The sequence below is a fragment of the Streptomyces sp. NPDC044002 genome (assembly GCF_056434525.1).
In genome coordinates this window covers 28,132-54,297 of the sequence record NZ_JBWKEZ010000057.1, presented here as the reverse complement: position 1 = coordinate 54,297, position 26,166 = coordinate 28,132, and the positions used below count along the sequence as shown (strand labels likewise).

26 protein-coding genes, 7 tRNA genes and 1 pseudogene are annotated in these 26,166 nt (G+C 74.0%); 19 read left to right on the top strand and 15 right to left on the bottom strand.

Going from position 1 to position 26,166, the window contains the following annotated elements:
* Positions 1-379 precede the first annotated feature (379 nt).
* Positions 380-946, top strand: coding sequence for a TIGR03086 family metal-binding protein (locus AC07A6_RS31995; protein ID WP_478779453.1), 567 nt, complete (start codon positions 380-382; stop codon positions 944-946).
* Positions 947-1,097: 151 nt separating this feature from the next.
* Here AC07A6_RS31995 and AC07A6_RS31990 read toward each other — a convergent pair whose 3' ends face one another.
* Complete coding sequence (locus AC07A6_RS31990) at positions 1,098-1,949, bottom strand: MBL fold metallo-hydrolase (protein WP_478779452.1); 852 nt, start codon at positions 1,947-1,949, stop codon at positions 1,098-1,100.
* 918 nt (positions 1,950-2,867) lie between these two features.
* Between AC07A6_RS31990 and cobA the strand changes: the two genes are divergently transcribed.
* Positions 2,868-4,091 carry a uroporphyrinogen-III C-methyltransferase gene (gene cobA, locus AC07A6_RS31985; RefSeq protein WP_362474937.1) on the top strand — a complete coding sequence of 408 codons (1,224 nt, stop codon included), beginning with the start codon at positions 2,868-2,870 and terminating at the stop codon, positions 4,089-4,091.
* 42 nt (positions 4,092-4,133) lie between these two features.
* On the top strand, positions 4,134-4,949 hold the full coding sequence (locus AC07A6_RS31980; protein WP_007263096.1) for a TrmH family RNA methyltransferase: 816 nt from the start codon (positions 4,134-4,136) through the stop codon (positions 4,947-4,949).
* A 46-nt stretch (positions 4,950-4,995) separates the two neighbouring features.
* Here AC07A6_RS31980 and AC07A6_RS31975 read toward each other — a convergent pair whose 3' ends face one another.
* Positions 4,996-6,171 carry a serine/threonine-protein kinase gene (locus tag AC07A6_RS31975; protein ID WP_362473944.1) on the bottom strand — a complete coding sequence of 392 codons (1,176 nt, stop codon included), beginning with the start codon at positions 6,169-6,171 and terminating at the stop codon, positions 4,996-4,998.
* 527 nt (positions 6,172-6,698) lie between these two features.
* Between AC07A6_RS31975 and AC07A6_RS31970 the strand changes: the two genes are divergently transcribed.
* Positions 6,699-6,908 carry a hypothetical protein gene (locus AC07A6_RS31970; RefSeq protein ID WP_385771627.1) on the top strand — a complete coding sequence of 70 codons (210 nt, stop codon included), beginning with the start codon at positions 6,699-6,701 and terminating at the stop codon, positions 6,906-6,908.
* A 205-nt stretch (positions 6,909-7,113) separates the two neighbouring features.
* On the opposite strand, the gene AC07A6_RS31965 is transcribed toward AC07A6_RS31970, so the two are convergent.
* The 5 genes from AC07A6_RS31965 to AC07A6_RS31945 all read right to left on the bottom strand — a co-directional run bounded on the left by AC07A6_RS31965 (position 7,114) and on the right by AC07A6_RS31945 (position 7,588).
* A tRNA-Val gene (locus AC07A6_RS31965) sits at positions 7,114-7,185 on the bottom strand.
* 48 nt (positions 7,186-7,233) lie between these two features.
* A tRNA-Val gene (locus tag AC07A6_RS31960) sits at positions 7,234-7,305 on the bottom strand.
* A gap of 23 nt (positions 7,306-7,328) precedes the next feature.
* Positions 7,329-7,400 (bottom strand) — tRNA-Val (locus tag AC07A6_RS31955).
* A 1-nt stretch (position 7,401) separates the two neighbouring features.
* Positions 7,402-7,475 (bottom strand) — tRNA-Cys (locus AC07A6_RS31950).
* A gap of 40 nt (positions 7,476-7,515) precedes the next feature.
* Positions 7,516-7,588, bottom strand: a tRNA-Gly gene (locus tag AC07A6_RS31945).
* Positions 7,589-7,769: 181 nt separating this feature from the next.
* Between AC07A6_RS31945 and AC07A6_RS31940 the strand changes: the two genes are divergently transcribed.
* The 4 genes from AC07A6_RS31940 (at position 7,770) to AC07A6_RS31925 (ending at position 11,231) form a co-directional block, all read left to right on the top strand.
* A complete protein-coding gene (locus tag AC07A6_RS31940) occupies positions 7,770-8,855 on the top strand; it encodes a chorismate-binding protein (RefSeq protein ID WP_362473941.1) in 1,086 nt (361 codons plus the stop codon).
* Positions 8,852-9,673: an aminotransferase class IV gene (locus AC07A6_RS31935; protein WP_478779451.1), complete on the top strand. Its 822-nt coding sequence runs from the start codon at positions 8,852-8,854 to the stop codon at positions 9,671-9,673. Before AC07A6_RS31940 ends, AC07A6_RS31935 begins: the two co-directional genes overlap by 4 nt.
* 62 nt (positions 9,674-9,735) lie before the next feature.
* Positions 9,736-10,560 (top strand): GNAT family N-acetyltransferase, encoded by an 825-nt coding sequence (locus AC07A6_RS31930; protein WP_478779450.1) that lies wholly within the window; start codon positions 9,736-9,738, stop codon positions 10,558-10,560.
* 11 nt (positions 10,561-10,571) lie between these two features.
* Positions 10,572-11,231 (top strand): hypothetical protein, encoded by a 660-nt coding sequence (locus AC07A6_RS31925; RefSeq protein WP_478779449.1) that lies wholly within the window; start codon positions 10,572-10,574, stop codon positions 11,229-11,231.
* Here AC07A6_RS31925 and AC07A6_RS31920 read toward each other — a convergent pair.
* A complete protein-coding gene (locus AC07A6_RS31920; RefSeq protein WP_362473930.1) occupies positions 11,228-11,722 on the bottom strand; it encodes a DsbA family protein in 495 nt (164 codons plus the stop codon). The genes AC07A6_RS31925 and AC07A6_RS31920 overlap by 4 nt on opposite strands.
* Before the next feature lie 153 nt (positions 11,723-11,875).
* Here AC07A6_RS31920 and AC07A6_RS31915 point away from each other — a divergent pair, with 153 nt between their 5' ends.
* Positions 11,876-12,319, top strand: a complete 444-nt coding sequence (locus AC07A6_RS31915) for a hypothetical protein (protein WP_478779448.1) — start codon at positions 11,876-11,878, stop codon at positions 12,317-12,319.
* Between the two features lie 19 nt (positions 12,320-12,338).
* Here the strand turns inward: AC07A6_RS31915 and AC07A6_RS31910 are convergent, their stop codons facing one another.
* Positions 12,339-13,016, bottom strand: a complete 678-nt coding sequence (locus tag AC07A6_RS31910; RefSeq protein ID WP_478779447.1) for a dioxygenase family protein — start codon at positions 13,014-13,016, stop codon at positions 12,339-12,341.
* 250 nt (positions 13,017-13,266) lie between these two features.
* Between AC07A6_RS31910 and AC07A6_RS31905 the strand changes: the two genes are divergently transcribed.
* Positions 13,267-13,482: a hypothetical protein gene (locus tag AC07A6_RS31905; RefSeq protein ID WP_362473921.1), complete on the top strand. Its 216-nt coding sequence runs from the start codon at positions 13,267-13,269 to the stop codon at positions 13,480-13,482.
* A 42-nt stretch (positions 13,483-13,524) separates the two neighbouring features.
* On the opposite strand, the pseudogene AC07A6_RS31900 reads toward AC07A6_RS31905, so the two are convergent.
* Both AC07A6_RS31900 and AC07A6_RS31895 read right to left on the bottom strand, forming a co-directional pair.
* Positions 13,525-14,073 (bottom strand): annotated as a pseudogene (locus tag AC07A6_RS31900) (CGNR zinc finger domain-containing protein); the annotation flags it as partial.
* A 211-nt stretch (positions 14,074-14,284) separates the two neighbouring features.
* Positions 14,285-14,698, bottom strand: a complete 414-nt coding sequence (locus AC07A6_RS31895) for an SsgA family sporulation/cell division regulator (RefSeq protein WP_030011909.1) — start codon at positions 14,696-14,698, stop codon at positions 14,285-14,287.
* Between the two features lie 177 nt (positions 14,699-14,875).
* Between AC07A6_RS31895 and AC07A6_RS31890 the strand changes: the two genes are divergently transcribed.
* Together AC07A6_RS31890 and AC07A6_RS31885 are read left to right on the top strand one after the other, a co-directional pair.
* Positions 14,876-15,316, top strand: a complete 441-nt coding sequence (locus AC07A6_RS31890; protein ID WP_427707369.1) for a TIGR02611 family protein — start codon at positions 14,876-14,878, stop codon at positions 15,314-15,316.
* A gap of 84 nt (positions 15,317-15,400) precedes the next feature.
* A tRNA-Val gene (locus tag AC07A6_RS31885) sits at positions 15,401-15,472 on the top strand.
* Positions 15,473-15,612: 140 nt separating this feature from the next.
* Here the strand turns inward: AC07A6_RS31885 and AC07A6_RS31880 are convergent.
* The gene (locus AC07A6_RS31880; RefSeq protein ID WP_478779446.1) at positions 15,613-17,973 is read right to left on the bottom strand and encodes an SCO7613 C-terminal domain-containing membrane protein; all 2,361 of its coding nucleotides are present in this window, start codon (positions 17,971-17,973) and stop codon (positions 15,613-15,615) included.
* A gap of 129 nt (positions 17,974-18,102) precedes the next feature.
* Here AC07A6_RS31880 and AC07A6_RS31875 point away from each other — a divergent pair, with 129 nt between their 5' ends.
* Positions 18,103-18,576 carry an SRPBCC family protein gene (locus tag AC07A6_RS31875; RefSeq protein ID WP_362474162.1) on the top strand — a complete coding sequence of 158 codons (474 nt, stop codon included), beginning with the start codon at positions 18,103-18,105 and terminating at the stop codon, positions 18,574-18,576.
* Between the two features lie 38 nt (positions 18,577-18,614).
* Positions 18,615-18,686, top strand: a tRNA-Val gene (locus AC07A6_RS31870).
* Positions 18,687-18,765: 79 nt separating this feature from the next.
* Here AC07A6_RS31870 and AC07A6_RS31865 read toward each other — a convergent pair.
* On the bottom strand, positions 18,766-19,491 hold the full coding sequence (locus AC07A6_RS31865; protein WP_362474165.1) for a 3'-5' exonuclease: 726 nt from the start codon (positions 19,489-19,491) through the stop codon (positions 18,766-18,768).
* A 230-nt stretch (positions 19,492-19,721) separates the two neighbouring features.
* Between AC07A6_RS31865 and AC07A6_RS31860 the strand changes: the two genes are divergently transcribed.
* The 3 genes from AC07A6_RS31860 (at position 19,722) to AC07A6_RS31850 (ending at position 22,290) form a co-directional block, all read left to right on the top strand.
* Positions 19,722-20,300, top strand: coding sequence for a DUF4365 domain-containing protein (locus AC07A6_RS31860; protein ID WP_362474168.1), 579 nt, complete (start codon positions 19,722-19,724; stop codon positions 20,298-20,300).
* Positions 20,300-21,493 carry a hypothetical protein gene (locus AC07A6_RS31855; protein WP_478779445.1) on the top strand — a complete coding sequence of 398 codons (1,194 nt, stop codon included), beginning with the start codon at positions 20,300-20,302 and terminating at the stop codon, positions 21,491-21,493. The genes AC07A6_RS31860 and AC07A6_RS31855 overlap by 1 nt, the downstream gene beginning before the upstream one ends.
* Positions 21,494-21,579: 86 nt before the next feature.
* Positions 21,580-22,290 carry a hypothetical protein gene (locus AC07A6_RS31850; RefSeq protein ID WP_478779444.1) on the top strand — a complete coding sequence of 237 codons (711 nt, stop codon included), beginning with the start codon at positions 21,580-21,582 and terminating at the stop codon, positions 22,288-22,290.
* On the opposite strand, the gene AC07A6_RS31845 is transcribed toward AC07A6_RS31850, so the two are convergent.
* Positions 22,287-22,754, bottom strand: coding sequence for a GNAT family N-acetyltransferase (locus tag AC07A6_RS31845; protein ID WP_478779443.1), 468 nt, complete (start codon positions 22,752-22,754; stop codon positions 22,287-22,289). The two genes, AC07A6_RS31850 and AC07A6_RS31845, sit on opposite strands and share 4 nt — an antisense overlap.
* 337 nt (positions 22,755-23,091) lie before the next feature.
* Here AC07A6_RS31845 and thrS point away from each other — a divergent pair, with 337 nt between their 5' ends.
* On the top strand, positions 23,092-25,068 hold the full coding sequence (thrS, locus tag AC07A6_RS31840) for a threonine--tRNA ligase (protein ID WP_385766978.1): 1,977 nt from the start codon (positions 23,092-23,094) through the stop codon (positions 25,066-25,068).
* 98 nt (positions 25,069-25,166) lie between these two features.
* On the top strand, positions 25,167-25,727 hold the full coding sequence (locus tag AC07A6_RS31835; protein WP_362471971.1) for an HIT family protein: 561 nt from the start codon (positions 25,167-25,169) through the stop codon (positions 25,725-25,727).
* Positions 25,728-25,744: 17 nt separating this feature from the next.
* On the opposite strand, the gene AC07A6_RS31830 is transcribed toward AC07A6_RS31835, so the two are convergent.
* Positions 25,745-26,146 carry a DnaJ family domain-containing protein gene (locus tag AC07A6_RS31830; RefSeq protein ID WP_362471974.1) on the bottom strand — a complete coding sequence of 134 codons (402 nt, stop codon included), beginning with the start codon at positions 26,144-26,146 and terminating at the stop codon, positions 25,745-25,747.
* Between the last annotated feature and the right edge of the window lie 20 nt (positions 26,147-26,166).

Genomic DNA, 26,166 nt, shown 5'->3' with positions numbered 1-26,166 from the left:
CGCCGGGCATCCGGGCCCTCAGATGCCCGGTTTCCGGGTCGCGGGCGCGGCTACCCGCACGAGAGGTTGATCTGGGCGACCTGCGGAGCCTCCAGGCGCAGCAGATCGCTACGCGCTCCTCGCGTCTCGGCGTCTGCGGCCCGTCCTGGGGTGTTACGGAGCCGACTCCGGGGGCCTCTGGTGACCGCACTCCAGGCGGGCTCCATCGGCGTCAGCCACTGTGCACTCGAAGGCGAGGTCCACACGCAGCTTGTTGCGTCCCGTTTCCGTCGAGATGCGGACCGAAGTTGTCCGCAAGTGGGTCCACTCTGGGGCTGTCGGCGATCCAGGGCCCCTGACCAGGGGCGGGAGGCGCACCATCGAGGAAGGCGCGATCATCATGACCCAGGACATCCAGCTGCTGGAGAAGGCACTGACCCACACGGCTCAGCTGCTCGGCAACACCACCCCCGGCCAGTACGGGCTGCCCACCCCGTGCGACGACTTCGACGTGCGGACCCTGGCCAACCACATGGTGGCCGGCAACCCCTACTTCGCGGCTCTTGCCGGTGGGGGAGCCGCCGACTTCGGTCTGTTCGGGCAGGACCATGTCGGTGAGCGGCAGCCCGGTGAGGTCTATGCCGAGGGGGCCAAGGAAGCGCTGGCCGCCTGGCAGGTGGAAGGTGCGCTCCAGCGGCACATGCCGCTGCCCGGAGGTCGGCTGGGGCCGCGCCTGGCTGATGTGTACCTGCTGGAAGCCGTGCTGCACGGCTGGGACCTCGCGACGGCCACCGGCCAGGACCGTGCTGGTGACCCGGACGCCGTCGAGGCCGTCTTCCGGACCTGGTACGGCAACTACCCCGATGCCGCCCGTCCCCAGACCGGCTTGTTCGGCCCCGCGAAGGCCGTTGCGGAGGACGCACCCTTGCTGGACCGGCTCGCCGCCTACTTCGGCCGCACGGTCTGACGCCATGACTCCGGCCCCGCCGGGAGGCGGGGTCAGGGCCGGATCACCCGCGCCACCCGCTGGATGAATGAGTCCAAGGGATGGCTGCCTTGTTCACGAGAACCGGTTCTGGCACACCTTCTGTGGTCCGAACACGGAGCTCCAACGCCGCTCACGTTCCCGACGGCCGCGGCTGCTCTGGCGGAACCGAGCTCTCGGCAGCCGCCATCCACTGGTCCAGGTCGGCCTGGGTGAACTCTGCCCACGGTGGGATTTCGGGGAGCTGGCGGAGGAGGTCGTAGGCCTCGGGGATCTGCGGGCCGCGGAGGACTGGGCAATGGCAGCCGGCGATGACCTCGGCGTTCAGGTGTTGGAAGTCGGTGACGACCGTCCCGAACTTCTGGGCGTCCAGCAGGGCGACCCAGGGGGAGACCAGGCGCCCGCCGAAGAACTGGCCGTCGCGGAATTCGTCTGGCGACATCGCTGCTGTTTCGGGCATGGGGGTCGGCACGTTCGTGGCGAAGGTGTCGACGGCCCACAGGACGTTGGCCTTCGGGTCGAAGAGGGCGCGGGTTGTGGGGTTGTCATACAGGGGTGGTCGCTTGGCGACCAGGGTGCGGTCGCCCGCGTCGATCGTGTCGCCGTCGGTCATGAAGCGGCACCGGTTGATGGGAGTCTCCCACTCCTCGGCCATGCGGCCGATGGAGAACCATGTCGTCAGCAGGGTCGCGTTCGGGCATTCCGCGAGGACTGCCAGGAGGTTGCCGGCGTGGTCGCGGTCGTCGTGGGTGAGGAAGATCCACCGTACGTCCAGGGGATCCACGACGGACCAGGCTGCCTCCAGCCACTGGGCGCGCACTGCGGGCGCCCCGGTGTCCACGAGGACCGGTTCGGCTCCCCGGATCACCATCGAGTTCATCGGGAAGTGGCCGACCGGCGGGGCCTCAAGGGCCCACGGGATGACGAACGTCTCCTCGGCGATCTTGTACGGCTGTAGAAGGTTGAACGTATCCATGGTTGTCATCGCTGCTCTCCCTAAGGCGGAGCCGCCGCAGCGTTCATAAATCCAGTGCAGCCCCGTGCCGGGCCGTCGTCAAACGCAAACGCAGGTAGGACCCATGCATACGGTTCGACCGCCTTCCGCGGCCCGGACACTCAGCACCAGCACTTGCGTGGGTTCAAGAACACGAGCCGGTCAACGTCCAGCGGTCGGTACGCCGCGTGCAGAGCGGCCGCTCCACCCGAGAAGGACGCTGCGATCACGTGCGGCGGGCCGGCCATGCCCCCTGACGTCAGGGAGCGGGAGGGGATTTCGGACGCCGAAGCGGACAGCCGTCGGCCTCTCGTGCGGGTATCGGCCCCCTACGGCCGGTGGACGCTGATAAGTGGGGAGCGCGTAGCGATCTGATGCGTCCGGGGGCTTCCCAGGTCGCTCCGGTCGGCCTTTCGTGCGGGTAGTCGCGCCCCTGGTCCGGGATCGCAGATCTGGGGGCCCGGATGCCCGGCGGGCCGGCGTCCGGCCCCTCGTCTCATCCGTGAGGGACCCGTCCCTCCGGCTCCTGCCCCGTGACCGTTTCTTCGGGGGTTTCCCGGCAGTCTTTCGGCGTTCCGGGGCGGGTCGGTCGGTCAAGGGTCGCCGAAGGCGATCACGCAGTGACGCGACCGGAGGGAGCGCCCTTGAGGGACCGGCCCGGCACGGAAGGACGATGGGACTGCCGGGAAACCCCCAGCCCTGCCCGATCCGGCCGGTGGGAATCCCGCCACCCCCACCCCGACCAGCCGAAACCCCCTCCCCGAAGTTCGCCCCCGCAGGTACCGGCGGCGGCCGTGGGACGTATCGTGGTCCCGGACGGGCGCCCCGCACCGTGTGCCCGACCAGCCGCTCCAGCGCAGCAGCGGCAGCCGCCGTCCACACCCCGCCGCATCAGGAGCCGCAACCGCCATGGCAAACCCGGCACACCCCGCCTACCCCGTAGGACTCCGTCTGGCAGGGCGCCGCGTCGTCGTCATCGGCGGCGGGCAGGTCGCCCAGCGCCGGCTGCCCGCGCTCGTCGCGGCCGGTGCCGACGTGCTGCTGATCTCCCCCTCCGCGACCCCCTCCGTGGACGTGATGGCGGAGACCGGCGAGATCCGCTGGGAGCGGCGCCGCTACCAGGACGGCGACCTCGACGGTGCCTGGTACGCGCTGATCGCGACCCGGGACCGGGCCGCCAACGACGCCGCCTCCGCCGAGGCCGAGGCCCGCCGGGTCTGGTGCGTGCGAGCCGACGACGCCGACGCCGCCACCGCCTGGACCCCGGCCACCGGCCGGGTGGAGGGCGTCACCGTCGCCGTGCTCAGCGGCAACGACCCGCGCCGTTCCGCCGCCGTGCGCGACGCGGTCGTCGAGGGGCTGCGCGACGGCTCCCTGACCGCCGCCCGCCCCCGCGTCCCCGGTGTCGCCCTCGTCGGCGGCGGGCCCGGCGACCCGGACCTGATCACCGTGCGGGGCCGCCGCCTGCTCGCCGAGGCCGACGTGGTCATCGCCGACCGGCTCGGCCCCCGCGACCTGCTCGACGAGCTCCCGCCGCACGTCGAGGTCATCGACGCCGCGAAGATCCCGTACGGCCGGTTCATGGCCCAGGAGGCCATCAACAACGCCCTGATCGAGCACGCCAAGGCCGGCAAGGCCGTGGTCCGGCTCAAGGGCGGGGACCCGTACGTCTTCGGCCGCGGCATGGAGGAGCTCCAGGCCCTCGCCGCCGAGGGGATCGCCTGCACCGTGGTGCCCGGCATCTCCAGCTCCATCTCGGTGCCCAGCGCCGCCGGGATCCCCGTCACCCACCGCGGGGTCGCGCACGAGTTCACCGTGGTCAGCGGCCACGTCGGACCGGACGACCCGCGCTCCCTCGTCGACTGGGCGGCCCTCGCCAAGCTCACCGGCACGATCGTCATCCTCATGGGCGTCGACAAGATCGGCCTGATCGCGGAGGCCCTGGTCCGCCACGGCCGCTCCGCCGACACGCCCGTCGCGGTCGTCCAGGAAGGCACCACCGCCACCCAGCGCCGGGTGGACGCCACCCTCGCCACGGTCGGCGAGACCGTCAAGGCGCAGGAGGTCCGCCCGCCGGCCGTCATCGTCATCGGTGACGTCGTACGCGTCAACGCACCCCTCACCGACGCCTGACAGGCCGTTGGCACCGCACCCAGGACAAGGCAGTATCACCCTGTGGCTGATCTCATCACCATCGAAGACCCCGACGACCCGCGCCTGCGCGACTACACGGGCCTGACCGACGTCGAGCTGCGGCGCCGCCGCGAGCCCGCCGAGGGCCTGTTCATCGCCGAGGGGGAGAAGGTCATCCGGCGGGCCAAGGACGCCGGGTACGAGATGCGGTCGATGCTGCTCTCGGCCAAGTGGGTCGACGTCATGCGCGACGTCATCGACGAGCTCCCCGCCCCCGTCTACGCGGTCAGCCCCGACCTCGCCGAGCGGGTCACCGGCTACCACGTGCACCGCGGCGCGCTCGCCTCGATGCAGCGCAAGCCGCTGCCCACGGCGCAGGAGCTGCTGGCGTCGGCGCGGCGGGTGGCCGTCATGGAGGCGGTCAACGACCACACCAACATCGGGGCCATCTTCCGCAGCGCCGCCGCCCTCGGCATGGACGCGGTGCTGCTGTCGCCCGACTGCGCGGACCCGCTGTACCGGCGCTCGGTGAAGGTGTCGATGGGTGCGGTGTTCTCCGTCCCGTACGCCCGCCTGGAGGCCTGGCCCAAGAGCCTGGACACGGTGCGGGAGGCGGGCTTCAAGCTCCTCGCCCTCACCCCGCACGAGAAGGCCTCGCCGATCGACGTGGCGGCCCCGCAGACCCTGGACCGGGTCGCGCTGATGCTGGGCGCGGAGGGCGACGGGCTGTCGACGCAGGCGCTGGTCGCCGCCGACGAATGGGTGCGCATCCCCATGGCGCACGGCGTGGACTCGCTGAACGTGGGCGCGGCCGCGGCCGTCGCCTTCTACGCGGTGGCCGGCAGCGGCCGCGCGTAGTCGCAGCCACGTACGAAGGGGTGCCCGCCGGCCGGCGGGCACCCCTTCAGAGTTTCTGCGCGAGCGCGATGCCCAGGGCGACGATCAGCGTCACCACGACGAACACGATCAGCCGCTGCCGCATCAGCTTCGGGTCCGGCCGCGACGGGCGGCGCCCCGTGCCGGTCGTACGCGGCCCGGGTCGGCCCCCGGTGCGCCCGGCGGTGGATCCCGGGTTGCGGGACGAGGAGGGCCGCGGCTGGGGCCCGCTGTGGGGGCCCTGCGGCCTGGCGACGGGGGTCGCGCCCCCGGTACGCCGCTCCGTGCTGCGGTCGGCCTGGCCCGGGCCCCGCCCGTCGGGCCGTGCCGCGGGCCGCTCCACACGGGCCCGCTGGGCCGGCGGGCGCCCGTCGCCCAGCCCCTGCGCCTCGCGGGCGGCGATCTCCTTCAGCCGCATCGACAGCTGGAGCGTGGTCGGCCGTTCCTCGGGGTCCTTGGCCAGGCAGGCCCGCACCAGCGGGGCGAGCGCGTCCGGGACCCCGACCAGGTGCGGTTCCTCGTGCACCACGCGGTACAGCATCACCTCGGAACTGCCGTGCCCGAAGGGCGAGTCGGCGGTGGCCGCGTAGGCGAGCGTGGCACCGAGCGCGAACACGTCCGTGGCCGGGGTGACGGCGGCGCCGCGCACCTGCTCGGGCGCGAGGAAGCCGGGGGAGCCGACCGCGGTGCCCACGTGGGTCAGGGTGCTGGCCCCGGTGGCCCAGGCGATGCCGAAGTCGATGATCCGGGGGCCCTTGGGGGAGAGCAGGATGTTCGAGGGCTTCAGGTCCCGGTGGACCACCCCCGCCTCGTGCACGGCGACCAGGCCCTCGGAGAGCGCGGCACCGATCGCGGCGATCTGCGCGGCCGTCAGGGGCCCTTCCTCGGCGACCTTGTCGTGCAGCGAGGGGCCGGGCACGTACTGGGTGGCGAACCAGGGGCGCTCCGCGTCCAGGTCGGCGGCCACCAGCCGTGCCGTGCAGCCGCCGCGGATCCGCCGGGCCGCGGACACCTCGCGGGCGAACCGGGAGCGGAACTCCTGGTCCTCGGCCAGGTCGGGCCGGATCACCTTGAGGGCCACGCGCTGGCCGCGCCGGTCCGACCCCAGGTAGACCACGCCCATGCCGCCGGCACCGAGCCGCCGGTGCAGTCTGAACGAGCCGACGACACGCGGGTCCTCGCGCCGGAGCCGCATCATCGCCATGTCCACCCCGCTGACGGTCGTCCTGCTGACCTGGCACAGCTTACGGACCATCCGGCACGAGCGCTCAGAGGCCGCGCCCTCCCGGAGGGATTCGATTGTCAGTGCGGGGCAGGCCACTTGAGGGTGCGACAGCTTCCGCACCCGACCGCGGCCCGCCCTCGGCGCTCCGGCCCAAACGGCCCTCGGGTCAAGGGGATTGGCAGCCCCGCAGCTTCCGCGGCGGGCCGGATCCGAGGGGGATCGGGCGGTCCAGGCGGGCGGGACCGTCAACGCCCCGTACGAAGACATGCGTGTGCGGGGAGTGACGGAAGTGAGCGAAGTCACTACGCTCCGAAAGCCCCCTCCGGGAAGACCCCCATCACGGGGGAGGGATCTCCACCCAGGGGAGTACGCGGGGGCCGGCCCCGTCATCCTCCTGGAGGCCCGGCAAGGGGTACGAGGGCATGAGGCCAGGAGCCTTCCGGCCACCTAGTGTTGAAGACAAGCGGCGGGTGGCGCACTCGTCCCCCGAGGTCACAAGCCCGCCGCTGCCAGACGACAGGGAGAGGACCATGGCGGACATCGCACGGCAGGGACGCAAGGCATTCGCGTTCAACGGCCATGAGTCCGGTAAGCGGCACCCGCTGGTGGCCGCGGCCATGGTCCTCCCCCTGGCCGCCCTCCTGCTCTTCCTCTTCGGGGGCTTCGAGCAGGTGGCGGCGCAGGCGTCGTCCGTGGGCGTGATGCTGGGGCGCTGAGCGGCGCCCCGGGCCCGGAAGAGCGGTCCGGGCCGGGACATCGGCCTGTCGCACCCCGTGGGGACGGGGGAGTGACGGACGGCAGGTGAAGGGTGCTGCCCGTACGACTGGGGAGTCGGACGGGCAGCACCCTTTTTCGCGTACCCGGACGTCCACGGCAACGCGGAAGCCCCGGCCGTCGTGACGGCCGGGGCTTCCGGTGATGTGCGCGATACTGGGATTGAACCAGTGACCTCTTCCGTGTCAGGGAAGCGCTCTCCCGCTGAGCTAATCGCGCGGGGACCTTCTTCGCGTGATGCGAAGCCGCAGGTCGGGCGGTGTTGCGTGCGCGATACTGGGATTGAACCAGTGACCTCTTCCGTGTCAGGGAAGCGCTCTCCCGCTGAGCTAATCGCGCGGGTGGATCCGTGGGGATCCAAGTGGACGATACTGGGATTGAACCAGTGACCTCTTCCGTGTCAGGGAAGCGCTCTCCCGCTGAGCTAATCGTCCTTGGAGGTGGAGACGGGATTTGAACCCGTGTAGACGGCTTTGCAGGCCGTTGCCTCGCCTCTCGGCCACTCCACCTCGGAGTGTGCAGGGGTTCTCGGGAAGATCCCCCACTCAGAGCGGACGACGAGACTCGAACTCGCGACATCCACCTTGGCAAGGTGGTGCTCTACCAACTGAGCTACGTCCGCAGTGTCACCGTGTTCGCTCCGGGGTTTTTCCCCGGCGCTCCCTGGCGACGTGTTGAACTCTAGCGGATTCCCGGGCCAGCTCAAAAACGCGTTTCCGCAGCGTGCTGCCACCCGATCACCGGAGGTCACCCGTCGGTCACCTCACCGGCGCCATCGCGCCACCGGTCATAGACTCGCAGCCGTGCACGACCTGCCTCCCCTGGCCCGCTTCGGCGGCCTTCTCGCGACCGACCTCCGAGACGTCACCAGCGACCCCTCGGCCCTCGACTCCACCGGGTTCTGGGCGGTGACCGCAGACTTCGAAGGCCGGCTGGTCTGCGCGCGCTTCGGCGACATACGCCCCGACCCCGTACCCGCGCCCGTGCCCGGGGCCTGGCGCGGACCGGCGGCCGACCGGTGGTCCTCCTCGCTCGACCGCTCCGCGTACGTGGCGGGCGTCCGGCGGATCCGCGAGTACATCGCGGCGGGGGAGGTCTACCAGGCCAATCTCTGCCGCGTGATGTCCGCGCCCCTGCCGGACCCGGCCGCCGCCGACGTGGACGCCCTGACCTCGCTCCTCGCGCGCGGCAACCCCGCCCCCTACGCAGGAACGATTCGGCTCAGGGCCCACGGCGTCGAGATCGCCACCGCCTCCCCCGAGCTCTACCTCAGCCGCGACGGCCGCCACATCGAGTCCGGACCCATCAAGGGCACCGGCCGCACCGCCGCCGACCTGCTGCCCAAGGACCACGCCGAGAACGTGATGATCGTGGACCTCGTACGCAACGACCTCGGCCGCGTCTGCTCCACCGGCTCCGTCACCGTTCCCGAGCTCTGCGCCCTGGAGGAGCACCCCGGCCTCGTCCACCTCGTCTCCACCGTCAGCGGCGAACTCGCCGAGGACGCCGGCTGGCCCGAGCTGCTCGCCGCCACCTTCCCGCCCGGCTCGGTCACCGGCGCCCCCAAGTCCTCCGCCCTGCGGATCATCGAAGAGCTGGAGACCGCCCCCCGCGGCCCCTACTGTGGGGGCATCGGCTGGGTCGACGCCGACCGCGGCACCGCCGCGCTCGCCGTGGGCATCCGCACCTTCTGGATCGACCGCGAGGCACCCGGCGGCCCCCGCCTGAGCTTCGGCACCGGCGCCGGGATCACCTGGGGCTCCGACCCCGAACGCGAATGGGCCGAGACCGAGCTGAAGGCCGCCCGGCTGGTCGCACTGGCCTCCGGCGGACCCCTGCCCGGCGTACACGAGACGACGCACGACCTGAGTGGAGGAACCGTACGGTGAGGATCTGGCTCGACGGCACGCTGCGCGACGCCGATGACGCGAAGGTTTCCGTGCTGGACCACGGGCTGACCGTGGGCGACGGCGTCTTCGAAACGGTCAAGGCCCAGGACGGCACCCTCTTCGCCCTCACCCGCCACCTGGAGCGGCTGACCCGCTCCGCGCGCGGCCTGGGCCTTCCGGACCCCGACCTCGACGAGGTCCGCCGCGCCTGCGCCGCCGTACTGGAGGCCAACCCCGTCCCGCTCGGCCGGCTCCGGATCACCTACACCGGCGGACTGTCCCCGCTGGGCTCCGACCGCGGCGACGCCGGCCCCACCCTGGTCGTCGCCGTCGGCGGGACCACCCGCCGCCCCGACACCACCGCCGTGATCACCGTCCCCTGGGTCCGCAACGAGCGCTCCGCGCTGACCGGCCTGAAGACCACCTCGTACGCCGAGAACGTCGTCGCCCTCGACCGGGCCGGCCGGGCGGGGGCCTCCGAGGCCCTCTTCGCCAACACCGTCGGACAGCTCTGCGAGGGCACCGGCTCCAACGTCTTCGTCGTCCTCGACGGCGAGATCCACACCCCGCCCGTCGCCTCGGGCTGCCTCGCCGGCATCACCCGCGCGCTGGCCGTCGAATGGACCGGCGCGAAGGAGACCGACCTTCCCTTCGACGTCCTGGAGCGCGCCGAGGAGGTCTTCCTGACCTCCACCCTGCGCGACGTACAGGCCGTCCACCGCGTCGACGGGCGCCTCCTGGCCGGCGCCCCCGGCCCCGTCACCGCCAAGGCCATGCGCGTCTTCGACGAGCGCGCCGCCTCCGACATCGACCCCTGAGCCTCCCCCCGGGCGCCCCACGCCCCGTGGTCACGGCGGCGCGGGGCGGGTAGAACTCGACGATGACCACCACCCTGCGGCCGAGCGGGCCGCTGCAGCAGAGCGACTCCGGCGCACGCTCGCGCCCGTACGAGGTCCGCGTCAACAGCAGGCGCGTCGGGGCGCTGCTCATCGCCGCCGACACGCCCTTCGGGCCGACGGTGGGGGAGATCCGGGACCTGGCCATCAACGAGCCGGACCGCCGCCGCGGCCGGGCCACCGTCGCGGCCCTCGCCGCCGAGGAGGTGCTGCGCGGCTGGGGCTGCCGCCGGGTGCGGATCTCGGTCCCGGCCGGCTCCCCGGGCGGCCTCCGGCTCGCCTCCGCCCTCGGGTACACCGAGTCCAGCCGCAACATGGCCAAGGAGCTCCCCACCGCCCCGCCCGCCCTCTCCGAGGGGGTCATGGGCCGGCCCATGACGCCGGACGAGTACGAGGCCTGGGTCGTACGGGCCCGCGCCGACTACGCGGCGAGCTGGGTCGCCCGGGGGATGCCGGAGGAGGCCGCCCGGGCCAAATCGCTGGCCGACCACGACGCGCAGCTCCCGCGGGGGCTCGCCACCCCCGGGGCCACCTTCGCCGTCCTGGAGGCGGCGGGCACCCCCGTCGGCCACCTGTGGGTGGCGCGGGCCGGGGAGGGCTCGTACGTCTACGACGTCGCCGTCGCCGAGGAGCACCGCGGGCGCGGGTACGGCCGCGACCTGATGCTGCTCGCCGAGCGCACGGCCATCGCCGCCGGGCACCGGACGCTGGCGCTGCACGTGTTCGCCGCCAACACCCCGGCCCTGCGCCTGTACGAGTCCCTCGGCTACCGGCCGACCGACCTCAACTTCGGCAAGGAGCTCATCTAGCCTGGGCGCCGATGGGTACCGAGGAGCGTGAGCGCAAGGTGTACCGGCCGCTGCGGCGGGCCGGGCTGGAGGTGATCCCGGACGCGGTGCCGGACGGCGTGATGCCGTTCGTCGGCTCGTACGGGCGCGAGGACGTCGCCGGGGGCTTCTCCCACGCGTACGACACCCCGCGGCTCGTGGAGCGGCTCAACGAGGACTGGTACGAGCTCGCCGTCTCCACGGGCCTCTTCGACCACCGGCGCGAGTTCCTCGTCATGCTCCCGCAGGGCACCTGGACGCACGCGGCCTGGCTGCGGAACATGCACGAGGGCTACCACCTGAAGCCGCCCGCGCTCTGGACCCGGGTCCGGCTGCTGGAGCGCTGGGACGTGATGGGCCGGGGCGCGGGTTCCGCCTTCCTGGGCGTGCACGCGGGCCACCCGGGCTTCGGCATGATGGCGCTCGACAGCAGCGTGTACATCATCTGCTCGACGGGTGAGAGGGGCGTCGACGTGGTCGCGGTGTCCCACCCGTACCGCTCGGAGAGCGTCCTGCGGCACCTGGAGTGGCTCGCGGGCTGGAGTTTCCCCGGGGACAATCCCGAGTTCAGGCGGCGGATCGCCGCCTGGCTCGCGGGCCGCCGGGAGCCCGCCACGGCGGAAGCAGCCGCCGGGGCGGGCGACGAGGTCTAGCCCGCGAGCAGCCGGTCGGCGATCTCCTCGATGCGGGCGCGCAGGCCCTCCTGGCTCTTGCCGCCGTCCAGGCGCTCGCCGCCGATCACGTACGTCGGGGTGCCGGTCACGCCGATGGCCTTGCCCTCGGCCTGGTCGGCGTCCACGATCAGGATGTGCCGGCCGTCGATCAGGGCGGTGTCGAACTCCTCGACGTCCAGGCCGAGTTCACGCGCCACGTCCAGCAGTACGGCCTCGCCCCGCTGGCCCAGTTCGGCGGTGCGGGCGAGCACGGCCTCCGCGTACGGCCAGCCCTGGCCCTGTTCCGCGGCCTCCTCGGCGGCCTGCGCGGCGGCGAAGGCGTGCTTGTGCTTCTCCAGCGGGAAGTGCCGCAGCCGGACGTCCAGCCGGTCGCCGTAGCGGGCCCGCAGGGCGCGCACGTCGTCCAGGGCGCTGTGGCAGTCCGGGCACTGGAGTTCGCACCAGACTTCGAGGATCACGGAATCGGTCATGCGGACAGTCTCCCAGACCCCCTGAGGAGGAGATCCGACCCCGAGATGTCCCGGAGATCCGTGCGGGCGGGGCCGCGGACATGGCCGCCGCGGCGGGGGCCGGTGCAGGATGGAAGGGACAGATCACCCGCCGCCGACCGCCGGAGGACCGCCATGCTCGCCGAGACCATTTGTTCCGCGGTGTCCGCGGCGGGCCTGGGCATCGCCGCAGTGACCGCGTACCGCAAGCGCTTCCTCGCCGCGACGCGGATCGCTGCGTACTCGCTGGTGCCGGTGGGCCTGGTGCTGACCGGCGTGGTGGAGTGGGTGTCCGGGATGGTCTTCAAGCCGACCGTCTGGATCGGCTTCGGCCTGCTGGGCCTGGCCTGGGTGCTGTTCATGACCACCCGGGCCGTGGAGCGCCGGGGCCTGGGCAGGGCCCCCAAGGCCCCGAAGCAGGCCAAGGGCGCCCCGGGCCGGGAGGCAGTCGCCCCCGGCGCCTCGGCCCCCTCCCTGGGCACGGGAGGCCGCCAGAGCGCCGGGCCGGCCCCCGCCGCGGCGGCCCCGGCCGACGACTTCTCCGACATCGAGGCGATCCTCAAGAAGCACGGGATCTAGAGCCTGGAGCCGTACGGAGCTACGCGAGGCCCACGGTGAACGCCGCGCGGTAGCCGGTGCCGTCCGGGGCCGGGGTCAGGGTCATCTTCCCGTCCGCGGCCCGGTAGCGGTCGTCGTTGCCGTTCGGGTCGCGCGGGGCCTTGCGGCGGGCGTACGGCTGCCGCCCGTAGACCTCCTTCAGGAAGGCGTCGGGCAGGAAGAACTGCGAGGTCGTCTCGGAGCGCTCGTCGGGCCGGACCTTGAAGTGGATGTGCGGCGCCAGCCCCGCGTACCAGCCCGGCACGATCGTCTCGAAGACGCAGCGGCCGGAGGCGTCGGTGACCTGGACCCCGCGCAGCCAGGTCTGTTTGCCCTCCGAGTACACGCCCGACGCGTCGGCCTGCCAGATGTCGACGGCGGCGCCCGCCAGCGGCCGGCAGCCGTCCTTCGCGCGCACCACCGTCAGCTCCAGCCGCAGCGGTACGCCCTCGCGGCCCTCGGTGACGTCCGAGCGGGTCCGGCCGCGGCCGGAGTAGTTCGGGCCGGCGCCGGAGGTCACGGCCAGTACGCAGCCCGGCGTGGCGCCCGATGCGGCCGGTGCGGCCCGGCCGGGTGCGGCCGGGCGGGCGCAGGCCGCCGTCAGCGCGGCGATCCCGGCGGATCCGGCGGTCAGCAGGAGGGCCCGCCGGCTGGTCGGGGTGGTGTCCTTGTCGGTCATGCGGAGCCTCTCGCGCGTGCGCCCGGGGCCGTCGCGTGCGGACGGCCGCCACCGCGCCCACCGTCCCGCACCGCGGCGGCCGGGCCCGCGACCGACACACGGCCGACCGGGTCCTCGTAGCGGATGCGGGGCCGGTGCGGGGGAGAAGCGCGGGGGAACCACCTGATCTGACGAGAGACGGCGAACTGCCGCGCCGGTCATGGCGTGTTGGGGGCGGGACCGGGGTGCGCTGCGCGATCATCGCCCCGACATGCTCGACACATCGCAGGGTGAGCCGACGGCTCCCGCCTCCGAGGCCCCCATCGCCCGGGCCGCCGCCGCTCTGGCCCCCGAGGCCGCCCCGCCCGCCGCGGCCGAAGGGCGCGGATGCCTCTTCGCGCTCTCCCAGCCGCCGCTGATGATCTTCCTAGCGGTGGTCGGGACCCTGCTGCTGCTCGCCGCCCTGCACGACCTCTACCTGCTCTGACGCCTGCTCCGACACCTGCTCCGAGCCCTCGGGCCGGACGTCCGCCTCCTTGCGGCGGGCCCGGTACGCGGCCACGTGCAGGCGGTTCCCGCAGGTCCGGCTGTCGCAGTAGCGGCGCGAGCGGTTCCGGGACAGGTCCACGAAGGCCCGCCGGCAGTCCGGGGCCTCGCAGCGGCGCAGCCGCTCCTGCTCCCCGGAGACCACGATGAAGGCGAGCGCCATGCCGCCGTCCGCCGCCAGGTGGTCGCCCACCGAGGCGCCCGGCGCGAAGTAGTGCACGTGCCAGTCGTAGCCGTCGTGGTCGGTGAGCTGCGGGGTGGTGCCGGCCGTGGCGACCAGCTCGTTGATCAGTGCGGCGGCCGCACGGGAGTTCGGTGCCGCGAAGACCTGGGCGAACTTGCCCCGGACCGTCCGCACCCCGGCGAGGTCGCGGGAGCCCAGCTCGCCGACGTCGCTGATCGCGTGCTCCTCGACGAAGCCGCGCAGCGCCCTGAGGTCGGAGAGGGCGTCGGGCTGCTCCGGTTCGGCCGCGGTGTTCACCAGCGCGACGACGACGTCGAGCGCGCGACGGGTGTCGTGGGGGATCTGCACGGGGTCGCTCCCTGGGTGCCGGGCCTTGCGGCGGCGGGCCGCTGCCGCCCGCTGGGGGCCGACAATAGCGCTTACCGCCGGAAAGGTACCCGAGCACACCGGCGCCGCCCCCGCGGACGGCTTCCGCGGAGACAGCGCCGGCACTGCCGTATGTGGTTGTCCGTCGCGCACCGTCGCCCCGAGTCGGACGGTGGCGGGCCGGGGGCCTGGCTCAGCTTTCGGCCAGGATGTGGGACAGCTCCTTGTCGAGGTCGAAGTGCCGGTGCTCGGTCCCGGGTGGGACCGCGGCGTCCGTCCGCTTGAGGAACGACTCGAGGGCTCGTGCGGGTGCTTCGAGCAGCGCTTCTCCCTCCGGTGAGCTCAGGGCGATGCAGACGACGCCCTGACCGTGGCTGCGGGACGGCCAGACGCGGACGTCGCCGGTACCGGTGGGCCGGTGGAGGCCCTCGGCGAGGAGGTCGCGGGCGAACACCCATTCGACCGTCTCCTCGGCGCCGGTGTGGAAGGTGGCGTGCACGGCGTAGGGGTCGGCCGTGTCATACCGCAGGCCCGCGGGAACAGGCAGTGAGGACTCGCTCGACACAACGAGGCGCAGGTGCAGCTCGCAGCTGACCGTGGTGTTCATAAGCGCCAGGGCCTTTCGCTCAGTGTGCGCTCGGGGATTCGCACGTCGGCGAAATCGACATGCCACCTACGGTGCCGTTGTAAACCCCTCTGACCGTTTTGCGGACCTCTGGGTCCCTCGGACGGCGGATCCAAACCGGCATTCACGTGTGCTTCCGACTCGGGTAGATTCGGCGCCATGAATACGGGGAGTGACCGCGGAACCAACGAATCCGCCCGCAGCGAGCCGACCGCCGAAGAGGCGCCGCAGCACGAGTCGAAGGCACCCGCCTTCATCAAGGCCAACCGCAGCCTGCACCTGAGCTGGCAGGTCGGCGTCTTCATCGTCGGCCTCGCCGTCATCGGCGCCGGCGTCGCCATGCTCGTCCTGCCCGGCCCCGGCTGGGTCGCGATCTTCGCGGGTCTCGCGATCTGGGCCACCGAGTTCGCCTGGGCCTCCCTCGTCCTGCGCTGGACCAAGCGCAAGGTCACCGAGGCCGCGCAGAAGGCCCTCGACCCCAAGGTGCGGCGCCGCAACATCATCCTCACCAGCGTCGGCCTCGCCATCGCGGCTGCGCTGATCGGGTTCTACCTGTGGAAGTACGGCCTCACCCTGCCGTGGAACATCAAGGACCAGTGACCGGCCGGTCCGGTGCCCGGCCGGCGCCGGCTCCGGGGGTGTCACGGAGCACCGCTGACATGCGGTAATGTTTGCGGTGCGTCCGGGCGATTAGCTCAGTGGGAGAGCACTTCGTTCACACCGAAGGGGTCACTGGTTCGAACCCAGTATCGCCCACCCGGAGCAGAGGCCCGGAGACTCGGAAGAGTCTCCGGGCCTCTGTCGTACGCCCGGGCTCCCGTGCCCCGTTCCCCCGGGTTCCCGTTCCCCCGGGCTCCCGGGTTCCCGTGCCCCCGTTCCCCCGGGCTCGCGTGCCCTCAGCGCAGCCGCCCGATCGCCGCCCGCAGCCGACGGGCGTCCCGCAGCCGCTTCTCGTACGTCGCGCCCACCACCAGCAGCAGCAGGCCCGCCAGCGCCGGCGGCAGCCAGCGCGGCAGCACGCCCACCACCTGCACCACGTACGGGGCCAGCTCGTGCAGCGCCACCGCCGCCAGCACCGCACCGCCCAGCAGCAGCGGCGCCTGGAGCCGGCGGTGCGCCCCCGCCAGGGTGAGGGCCAGCGCCGCCGTCCCCAGCAGCAGCGGCCGCTGCCAGTACGCGTCGCCCCAGGCGGCCACCAGGCTCGGCAGCAGCGCCGCCCCCAGCCCCGGCCCGTACGCGGACCAGGACGAGGCTCCCGGATCCCGGCGGCGGCGCAGCAGCCCCACCGCCAGCACCGGCACCGCCACCGGCAGCGCGTACGCCTCCGGCACCACCACCCCCCACGCCGCCAGCCGCACCCAGGCCGCCGCCGTGAACAGCACCCCCGCCGCCCAGCCCAGCGCGCGCCGATCCACCCGCAGGGCCGCCCCGGCGCACACCGCCCCGGCCAGCCCGAGCACCAGCGCCAGCACCGGCACGTCCCCGGCGGCGAGGGCCAGGGCCACCGCCGGGACCCCCACCGAAGCCGCGGCCGCCTCCGCCGCGACCCGCACCGGGCCCAGCCGGGGCGCCAGGGCCGCCACCAGCGCCGGGACGGCCACCGCCGCCACCGCCCGCCAGGACCACGGCAGCCCCGCCACCGCGCCCACCGCCACCACCAGGGCGGCCGCGTACCCGACGGCGCCCACCGCGCAGCCGGCCCGCACCGCCGGCGCGGCGGCCCTGTGGGCGGCTCCCAGGGCGCAGCCGGCGCCCAGCAGCCCGAACACCGCGAAGGTGGCCGCCCGGCCGTCCAGCGCCGCCAGGGACACGCTGAGGGCCCCCACGGCCGCGCACCCCCCGGCTGCGAACGCCACCGCCCGCGCCGGAGCCCGCACCGCCGTCACCCCGGCCGCCGCCACCACCCCGAGCTGCACCGCGAACACCGCCCAGGCCGGCAGGCCCGGCCGCATCGGCGCCGCGAACAGCGCCGCCGAGGCGCACACCACCGCCGACGCCCCCGCCACCGGCCGCGGCAGCACCCCGCCCGGCAGCCACAGCGCGCCCGCCGCGAGCAGCAGCGCCACCGCGAGCCCCGCACCCGGCCCGCCCTGCTGCGGGGCCGTCGCCGCCCACACCTCGCGCAGCACCGCCCCCCGGGCCACGAGCGCCACCGCCACCGCCGACAGCCCCGCGAGCGCCCCGACGGCGGCCACCGCCGCCCCCGCCCGCAGCAGCCCGCGCCGCACCGCCCCCGGGACGGCGCCCGCACCCGAGCCCGCCCGCACCGCCGCCGCCGACAGCGCGAGCGCCGCCGCCACCCGCACCGCGACCGCCCACCACGCGGAGCCCGCCCCGGCCGGGACCAGCGCCCCGGCCGCCGACACCACCGCCAGCCCCCCGGCCAGGGCGGCCGCCGAAGCCCGCGGCTCGCGCCGGGCCACCGCCACGCCCAGCAGGCCCCCCGCCGCCAGCAGCAGCGCCGGCCCGGCCGCACCCGGCTCCCCGAGGGACCGGGCCAGCCCCACCGCCAGCGCCGCCCCGCCCAGCACCCCCGAGCACACCCACGCGGGCACCCGTACCGCCCGGCGCGCCACCGCCACCGCCAGGGCCGCGTCCAGCGCCGCCGTCGCGAGCAGCGCCGCCCCGGCCCCCAGCGGGCCCGCCCCCGCCGCGGCCGCAGCCAGCGGCAACGGCAGCTGCGCGGCCCCCACCGCGGCGAGCGCGGGCAGCCGCAGCCGGCCCAGGGCCGCCCCGTACCCGGCCCAGCCCCCCGCCAGCACCGCCGCCGCCCACGCCGCGTACGCCACCCCGTCGGCACCCGGCAGCCCGACCGCGCGCACCGCGTACGCGTCCAGCACCGTCAGCAGCAGCCCCACCCCCGCGACCGCCTCGGCCGTCGACCGCAGCCCGCGCCGCAGCAGCGCGGCGGGCGCCGCCAGCGCCGCGGCCGTCAGCACCGCCAGCACCGCCGAGCGCCCCCCGATCCCCAGGGAGCCCCAGCTGACCAGGGTGAACGCCAGCGCGGCCACCGCCAGCAGCACCGCGCCCAGCGCCAGCAGCACGTTCTGGGCGCTCGGCTTCGCCGCCGGGGCCACCGCCGCGGGCGGCCCGAACGGCGCGGCGGGCCCGAACTGCCCCGACGGCACCGGCTGCGCCGCCAGGAGCCGCAGCAGCCAGTCCCGGCGGGCCAGCAAGTACCCGCGCCGGGCCTCCAGTCGGGCCAGCTCGCCGTCGATGAGCGCCAGCTCGTGGGCCGGCGGAAGGGGGGAGTCCATAGCCGGAGTGTGGCGCCCGTCACGCCATCAGGACATGGGCGTGCGTACTCAGATCGCCGCTGAGTAGCTACTCGGCGAACTCCGCGGAACACCCCGCACCGCCGCGCCCCGCCGGGCCAGACTGGAACCATGCCGCGCTGGACGCACTACCGCTTCCGCAGCGTGTGGGACCTCGACGCCCCGCCCGCGCTCGTCTACTCCCTGCTCGCCGACGCCGCCCGCTACCCGGACTGGTGGCCCCAGGTCCGCAGGGCCGAGCGGATCGACGGGCGCACCGGGACCGCGCTGATCCGCTCGGTCCTCCCGTACGGGATCCGCGTCACCGTCACCGACCTGCTCCACGACCCGGAGCGCGGAGTCCTCGAAGCCGCCCTGGACGGGGACATCGAGGGCTGGGCGCGCTGGACCGTACGCCCCCGGGGCGCGGCCGGCGCCGGCCGCACGCGGGCGGTCTACGAGCAGGAGGTCGAGGTGCGGGCCGCCCTGCTGCGGAGGTTCGCGCTCGCCGGGCGGCCGCTGTTCCGGCTCAACCACGCGCTGATGATGAGGGCCGGGCGGCGCGGCCTGCGGGCCCTGCTGGCCGCCCCGCACGAAGCGGTTTGATCCGGCCCCGAGGCTCTTGTATTGTTCAGTGCGTTCCCGGGCGATTAGCTCAGCGGGAGAGCACTTCGTTCACACCGAAGGGGTCACTGGTTCGATCCCAGTATCGCCCACCGGGACAGGCCGGTCCGCCTTATGGCGGGCCGGCCTTCCGCATTTCCCCGGCCCTTCGGCCCCGTTCCCGGCCGCCACTCAGGCGGCCTGCGGCAGCTCCGGGCGCAGCGGCCAGTGCGGATCAACCGCCTCCGGAGTGCCCTGCCGGGCGAACCACGCCTGCAGCCCCCGCGCCTGTGCCGCGTGCCACACCGCCTGGAGCGTGTGCAGCTCCGCCGGGGTCAGCCGCTCCAGCCGCGCCGCGAACCTGCGCCCGACCGCCCGTACGACCTCCAGCGCGGCCTGCGCGTCCACCGAGGCGTCGTGCGCCCCCTCCAGCTCTATCCCGTAGTGCGCGCACAGGTCCGTCAGCGTGCGGCGGCCCTTGCGGTAGCGGTCCAGGTGCTTGTCCAGGACCCGCGGATCCAGCACCGTCAGCGGCCTGTTGTCCAGGTACCGCGCCAGCGTCGACGCCCGGTGCCGACGCAACTCCCGGTCCAGCAGCGTCAGATCGAACGGCGCGTTCATCACCACCACCGGCCTCCCCGCCACCTGCTGCTCGCCCAGCGCACGGGCTATCTCCTCCACCACCGGCGCCGGCCACCGGCCGTTGCGCTGGAGGTGCTCGTCGGTCAGGCCGTGCACTTCCGTGGCGCCCGGCGGCACCGGGACGCCGGGATTGACCAGCCACCGCGTGGAGCGGACCCGGCCGCCCGCACATTCCTGCACGACGAGCGCGGCGGACACGATCCGGTCCTGCTCGACGTCCACCCCGGTGGTCTCCGTGTCGAAAGCGGCCAACGGCCCCTCGTACCAGCGTGTCATGGCGAACTCCTCGTCCCCGGTCGGCGGACGGGCCGCACCGGGCACCTCCGCCCCATGACGCGCCGACCCCCGCCGAATCCCTGATACCCGTGCCGTTCACCCCGTACGCCGTTTGGCGGCAGCCGCGTACGGAGACAACTCCCTCGGGGGGTAGCACGCATGACCGGTCGTCACCCCGCCACTCCCGTTCACCGTTCACGGCAGGGCCCGGAAGGCATGGGGAGCCGGCCATGGCGCTCACACAGCCCGAACCGGGCGGGGTGCTGCACGGACAGGGCGATCCGCCGACCGGACCGCTGCGCGGCACACTCGCCACCACCGCCTGCATGGAGACCCTCCAGGTGGGCTACCTGCACGCCGTAGCGGCCGCCGCCGGCTGCTCGCTCTCCCAGCCCTTCCCCGACAACGGCGTCGACTGGCACGTCAGCCACGGCGCGCCCGAGCACGTCGTCGACGACGAGGTGACCATCAAGGTGCAGCTGAAGGCGACCTACCAGATACCGCCCCGCCCCGCCGGGGCCAGCTTCGGCTTCACCCTGGACAACGAGCACCTGGTGAAGCTGGCGCGGACACCCGTCGCCGTCCACAAGATCCTCGTGGTGATGCTCGTACCCCGGCAGCGGGAGCAGTGGCTGAGCGCCGGCCACGACCGGCTCGACCTGCGGCACTGCTGCTACTGGACCAACCTCGCCGGTCACCCCGTGACCGGCCGGCGCCGCACCACCGTACGGATCCCCACCGAGCGGATCTTCGACGACCGGGCGCTGTGCGAGATCATGACCCGGGTCGGGTCGGGAGGGACACCCTGATGGACCGGTACCCCGCGCACCTCGAACCGCTGCCCCGCCCCGGACCCGCCCCCGGCACCCCCGACCCCGGGCAGGTCGACCCGCAGGTCCTCGGCGCGCTGCTGCACCGGCACGGCTGGCTGCGGCGCGGCGGCGCGGTGGGCCGCTACGGGCGCTGGACCCCGCCGGACCGGGCCGGGACCAGCCTGCTCGTCCCCGAGAGCCGGGGCCTGGCCGACTGCGCCGACCTGGTGGAGGAGGCGCTCACCGCGCTGTCCCGCAGCGGGGTGCCGTCCGCGCGGGAGGTGCTCCTCGGGCTGAGCGTGCCCAGCGACGAGGTCCGGTGGGAGCGGGAGGTGCCGCAGGGACCGTACGGCTTCCAGGGCGAGGCCGCCTGGCCCGCGCAGGAGCGGCTGCGCTCGGCCGCCCGCCGGCTGCTGCTGGCCGGGGCCCTCGCCGACCGCGCCCGCGCCGGGTACTACGGCGCCCGCCACCGCGCACAGGCCGAACGCTTCCTGGACGGAGTGCTGGTGGGGCCCGCCCCGGGCGGGCGCAGGCTCGCCGCGTACGTACCCGTGGCCGGGGGGCGCGGGGCGGTGACGCGGCTGCACCACGCGCTGCACGCGGCACGGGAGGCGGTGGACTACCGGAGGGCGACCGGCGGCATGGAGGCCTTCGACGCCGCGGTGGCGGCCGGGGTCAGCCGCGAGCTCGCCGAGGCGCTGGTCTCCCTGGTCCGGGGCTCGGAAGGGGCCCGGATCGCGCTGGCCTGGGCACCGGCGGCCGGGGTCCCGGCGGGGTGCGCGGCCCGGCCCGAGCCGGTGGAGTTCTCGCCCGGCGACCTGCCGGTGCTGCGCGAGGCCGCCGCCCGCTACACCCGGGCCGAGCCGGCCGTCGCCGTGCGGCTCACGGGGGCCGTGGTCCGGATGCGGCGCTCCGCGTCGGGCGGCGGGGGGACGGTCCGGCTGCGGGTGCTGTCGGGCGCGGACGTCCCGTACGTACGGGCCGCGCTCGACGAGGAGGGCTACCGCATCGCCGTCCACGCCCACCTCGCCGGCATGCCGGTCCGGGTCAGCGGCCGGCTCTCCCGCCGGGGCGGCTTCCGCAGGCTCACGCGGGCCTCGGACGTGACGCCGGTCCCGCTTGACGAGATGGAGCGGGACCGGCTGATGAAGTCCCTGGACGCGGCCTTCGACCCGGAGGACGTGCTCTAGGGGGTGTCCGGCGGGGGAACCGGTCGGCGGGCGGGTACGTCCCAGGGGAGCCCGAAGCACAGGGGACCCAGGGGGAACGAGGAATCATGCGCCGTACCGCAGTCACGCTCACCTGCATCGCCGCCGCGCTGCTCACCGGCTGCGGCGCCGCCGACGGTTCCGGCGCCGCGGCCAAGCCGCCCGCGCCGCCCGCACCGGTGTCCGCGGCGCCCTCCGCGTCGCCGTCCGCGGGCGGGGCACCGGCCTGCCCGGGGGCCGAGCGCCCCGAGCCCGGCGCGCCGCCCACCACCATCGACGGGACGCCCGCGAACACCCCCGAGGCCGTGAAACTGTCCCAGGCCGTCGGCGCCCAGGGGTACGGGGCCTTCGCGGACGTGTACGGCACCCACACCACCGACCGGCCCGCCGGCCGGGTCGCGGTGTGCGTGACCGACCTCGCCCGGGGCCGCCTGCTCCTGGAGGCCGCCCGGAAGGCCGACCCCTCCGTCGACCCGGGCCGCGCCGACCTCTACCTGAGCCGGTACACGCACCGCGAGCTCAGTGCCGCCGTGGAGCGGCTCACCGCCGACCAGGGCCGGCCGGCCTTCCCGCTGTACAGCTTCTCGGCGGCCAGGGACGCGTCCGGGGTCGTGGTGACGAGCACCGAGGCGGGCGCCGCGTCGAAGGAGCTGAAGGCCCGGCTGGAGAAGATCACCGGCGGCGTCCCGGTCACGGTCGAGCGGGGCGACCCGGCGAACTCCCTCGTGGGCACCAAGCCCCCGAAGAGCCCGGACACCGCGGCACCGGTAACCCCCTAGCGGGTTCCCGCCAGAGTGAAGGAGGCCATCCGCAGGCCCGGGACGGGGGTGAAGTCCGTGCCGCGGGTGAAGCCGAGGCGCTCGTACAGGGAGACCGCCGGGGTGTTGGCCGCGCCCGTGGTGACCTCGACCCGGCGGCCTGGGAAGAGCTCCGCCAGGGCGTGGCGCAGCAGCAGCGAGGCGACGCCCCGGCGGAACCAGGCCGGGTCCACGCACAGCCGGTCCACGGACACGCCGTCCCGCGTCTCCTCCCAGGCCAGGAACCCCGCGACGGCGCCCGCCTCCGTCACCGCGCCCAGCCAGCGCAGCGGCTGCGCCCGCATCTCCTCCAGGCCCTCGCCGAGCGCCGGGATGCCGTCGAAGCCGATCAGCTCCGCCTCGACGGCGTACGCGGCCAGGCCGATCCGGTGCACGGCGGCGGCCGTCGCGTCGTGGGCGAGGTCCAGTGGGCGGGGCTGCGGCATCGCGGGCCGCTCCTTTCGGGGGGTCGGGCGGTATCGGCCACGCTACCCGCGCCGCGGCGGCGGGCCGGGGGATTTTCCCGGCCGGACCCGCGGCAGGGCCGCCCCGGCGCCCCGCCCTGACGGCCCGGCGTCCTGCCCTGCCCCGGCGGGGCGCGTCCACCTGGCCCACGGGGTCCGCTGACCGGGCCCGTCGGCCGGTTTCGCGGCGCGCACGCGGGCCGGGTCCGCGGCGGGGCTCGGGGGCGCCCCGGTAACCGTTTCGCGGCGCGGCCACTCGGCTCGGTACGATTCAGGCGCGCAGCGTTCGCCTGCGTACCCCCAGAGTCAGGAGAGACCGGTGTCAGACGTCCGTGTGATCATCCAACGCGATTCCGAGCGGGACGAGCGCGTGGTGGCCACGGGCACTACGGCGGCGGAGCTCTTCGCCGGTGAGCGCACCATCGTCGCCGCGCGCATCGCCGGTGAGCTGAAGGACCTCTCGTACGAGGTGCGGGACGGCGAGACCGTCGAGCCGGTGGAGATCTCCTCCGAGGACGGCCTCAACATCCTGCGCCACTCGACCGCGCACGTCATGGCGCAGGCCGTGCAGGAGCTGTTCCCCGAGGCCAAGCTCGGCATCGGCCCGCCGGTCCGCGACGGCTTCTACTACGACTTCGACGTCGCCAAGCCCTTCACTCCCGATGACCTGAAGACCATCGAGAAGAAGATGCAGGAGATCCAGAAGCGCGGGCAGAAGTTCGCCCGCCGCGTGGTCTCCGACGAGGCGGCCCGCGAGGAGCTCGCGGACGAGCCGTACAAGCTGGAGCTCATCGGCATCAAGGGCTCCGCGTCGACCGACGACGGTGCGAACGTCGAGGTGGGCGGCGGCGAGCTGACCATCTACGACAACCTGGACGCCAAGACCGGCGAGCTGTGCTGGAAGGACCTCTGCCGCGGTCCCCACCTGCCCACCACCCGCAACATCCCGGCGTTCAAGCTGATGCGCAACGCGGCCGCCTACTGGCGCGGCAGCGAGAAGAACCCGATGCTCCAGCGCATCTACGGCACCGCCTGGCCCTCGAAGGAGGAGCTGAAGGCGCACCTCGACTTCCTCGCCGAGGCCGAGAAGCGCGACCACCGCAAGCTCGGCAACGAGCTCGACCTCTTCTCCATCCCGGACGAGATCGGCTCCGGCCTCGCCGTCTTCCACCCGCGCGGCGGCATCATCCGCCGGGTGATGGAGGACTACTCGCGCCGCCGGCACGAGGAGGAGGGCTACGAGTTCGTCTACTCCCCGCACGCCACCAAGGGCGCCCTCTTCGAGAAGAGCGGCCACCTGGACTGGTACGCGGAGGGCATGTACCCCCCCATGCAGCTCGACGGTGGTACCGACTACTACCTCAAGCCCATGAACTGCCCGATGCACAACCTGATCTTCGACGCGCGCGGCCGCTCCTACCGTGAGCTCCCGCTGCGCCTGTTCGAGTTCGGCACCGTGTACCGGTACGAGAAGTCCGGCGTGGTCCACGGCCTGACCCGGGCCCGCGGCTTCACCCAGGACGACGCGCACATCTACTGCACCCGTGAGCAGATGGCCGAGGAACTCGACCGCACCCTCACCTTCGTGCTGAACCTGCTGCGCGACTACGGTCTGACCGACTTCTACCTGGAGCTGTCCACCAAGGACCCGGAGAAGTTCGTCGGCTCGGACGAGGTCTGGGAGGAGGCCACCGCGGTCCTCCAGCAGGTCGCCGAGAAGCAGGGCCTCCCGCTGACCCCCGACCCGGGCGGCGCGGCCTTCTACGGCCCGAAGATCTCCGTGCAGGCGCGCGACGCCATCGGCCGCACCTGGCAGATGTCGACCGTGCAGCTGGACTTCAACCTGCCGGAGCGCTTCGACCTGGAGTACACCGGCCCGGACGGCTCCCGCCAGCGCCCGGTCATGATCCACCGCGCGCTGTTCGGCTCCATCGAGCGGTTCTTCGCGGTGCTGCTGGAGCACTACGCGGGCGCCATGCCGCCGTGGCTGGCCCCGGTCCAGGCCGTCGGCATCCCGATCGGCGACGGGCACGTGGAGTACCTGCAGGAGTTCGCCGCCGCGGCGAAGAAGCAGGGCCTGCGGGTCGAGGTGGACGCGTCCTCCGACCGCATGCAGAAGAAGATCCGCAACCACCAGAAGCTCAAGGTCCCGTTCATGATCATCGTCGGTGACGAGGACATGGCCGCGGGCACCGTCTCCTTCCGCTACCGCGACGGTTCGCAGGAGAACGGCATCCCGAAGGACGAGGCGCTGGCGAAGCTGGCCAAGGTCGTCGCCGACCGCGTCCAGGTCTGATCCAGGTCCGGCCCGGCCCGCCCGGCCGGCCGACGAGCGGGGCCCCCGGAAAGCGATCACTTTCCGGGGGCCCCGCTCGTTCCTCCGGACGAGGTCATATGCTGCATGGCATGACGATTGAGCCGGAGCGGCAGAACGGTGTGGGCACGCACGACGGGTTCCAGCGCCTGTGGACCCCCCATCGGATGGCCTACATCCAGGGCGAGAACAAGCCGACCGGCCCCGATGCCGGGGACGGCTGCCCCTTCTGCGGGATTCCGGAGATGTCCGACCAGGACGGCCTGATCGTGGCGCGGGGCAAGCACGTGTTCGCGGTGCTGAACCTCTACCCCTACAACGGCGGCCACCTCATGGTCGTCCCGTACCGGCACGTCGCCGACTACACGGAGCTCGACGGTCCGGAGACGGCCGAGCTGGCGGACCTGACCAAGCGGGCCATGGTCGCGCTGCGGAAGGCGTCGGGCGCGCACGGCTTCAACATCGGGCTCAACCAGGGCAGCGCCGCCGGCGCCGGCATCGCCGCGCACCTGCACCAGCACATCGTGCCCCGCTGGGGCGGCGACACGAACTTCATGCCTGTCGTCGGGCACACCAAGGTGCTGCCGCAACTGCTCGCGGACACCCGCCAGATGCTCGCCGACGCCTGGCCGAACGACTGACCCGACCCGGTCGGCGGTCAGCCCGTACGGCCCTCGCGCCGCTCGGCCAGGACCGCCTCCACGTCGAACTCGGCGAGGCCGAGCGGCGGGCCGGGCGGGGGCCGGCGCAGGGCCGTGCGGATCTTCTCGTTGACCTCCGCCAGCACCTCCCGGGCCCGGCGCTCCGTCGGGGCCGCCAGGGCCGCCTCACGGGCGTCCTCGGCCTCCTTGCGCAGGGCCAGCGCCGGCGGCAGCGTCGAGAAGCCCTCGCCGTGCAGCTTGCGCCTGATCCACCACAGCTCGTCGTACGGGGCGTCCAGCGAGGCCAGCGGCTTGCCCCAGCCGGGCAGCTTCTCGAACTCGCCCCGGTCGGCGGCCTCTCTGATCTGCCGGTCCACGAAGGACTCGAAGCTGATCCCCGGCGGCTTGCGCTCGGTCATGACGGCTCCTCCCCGGGGCG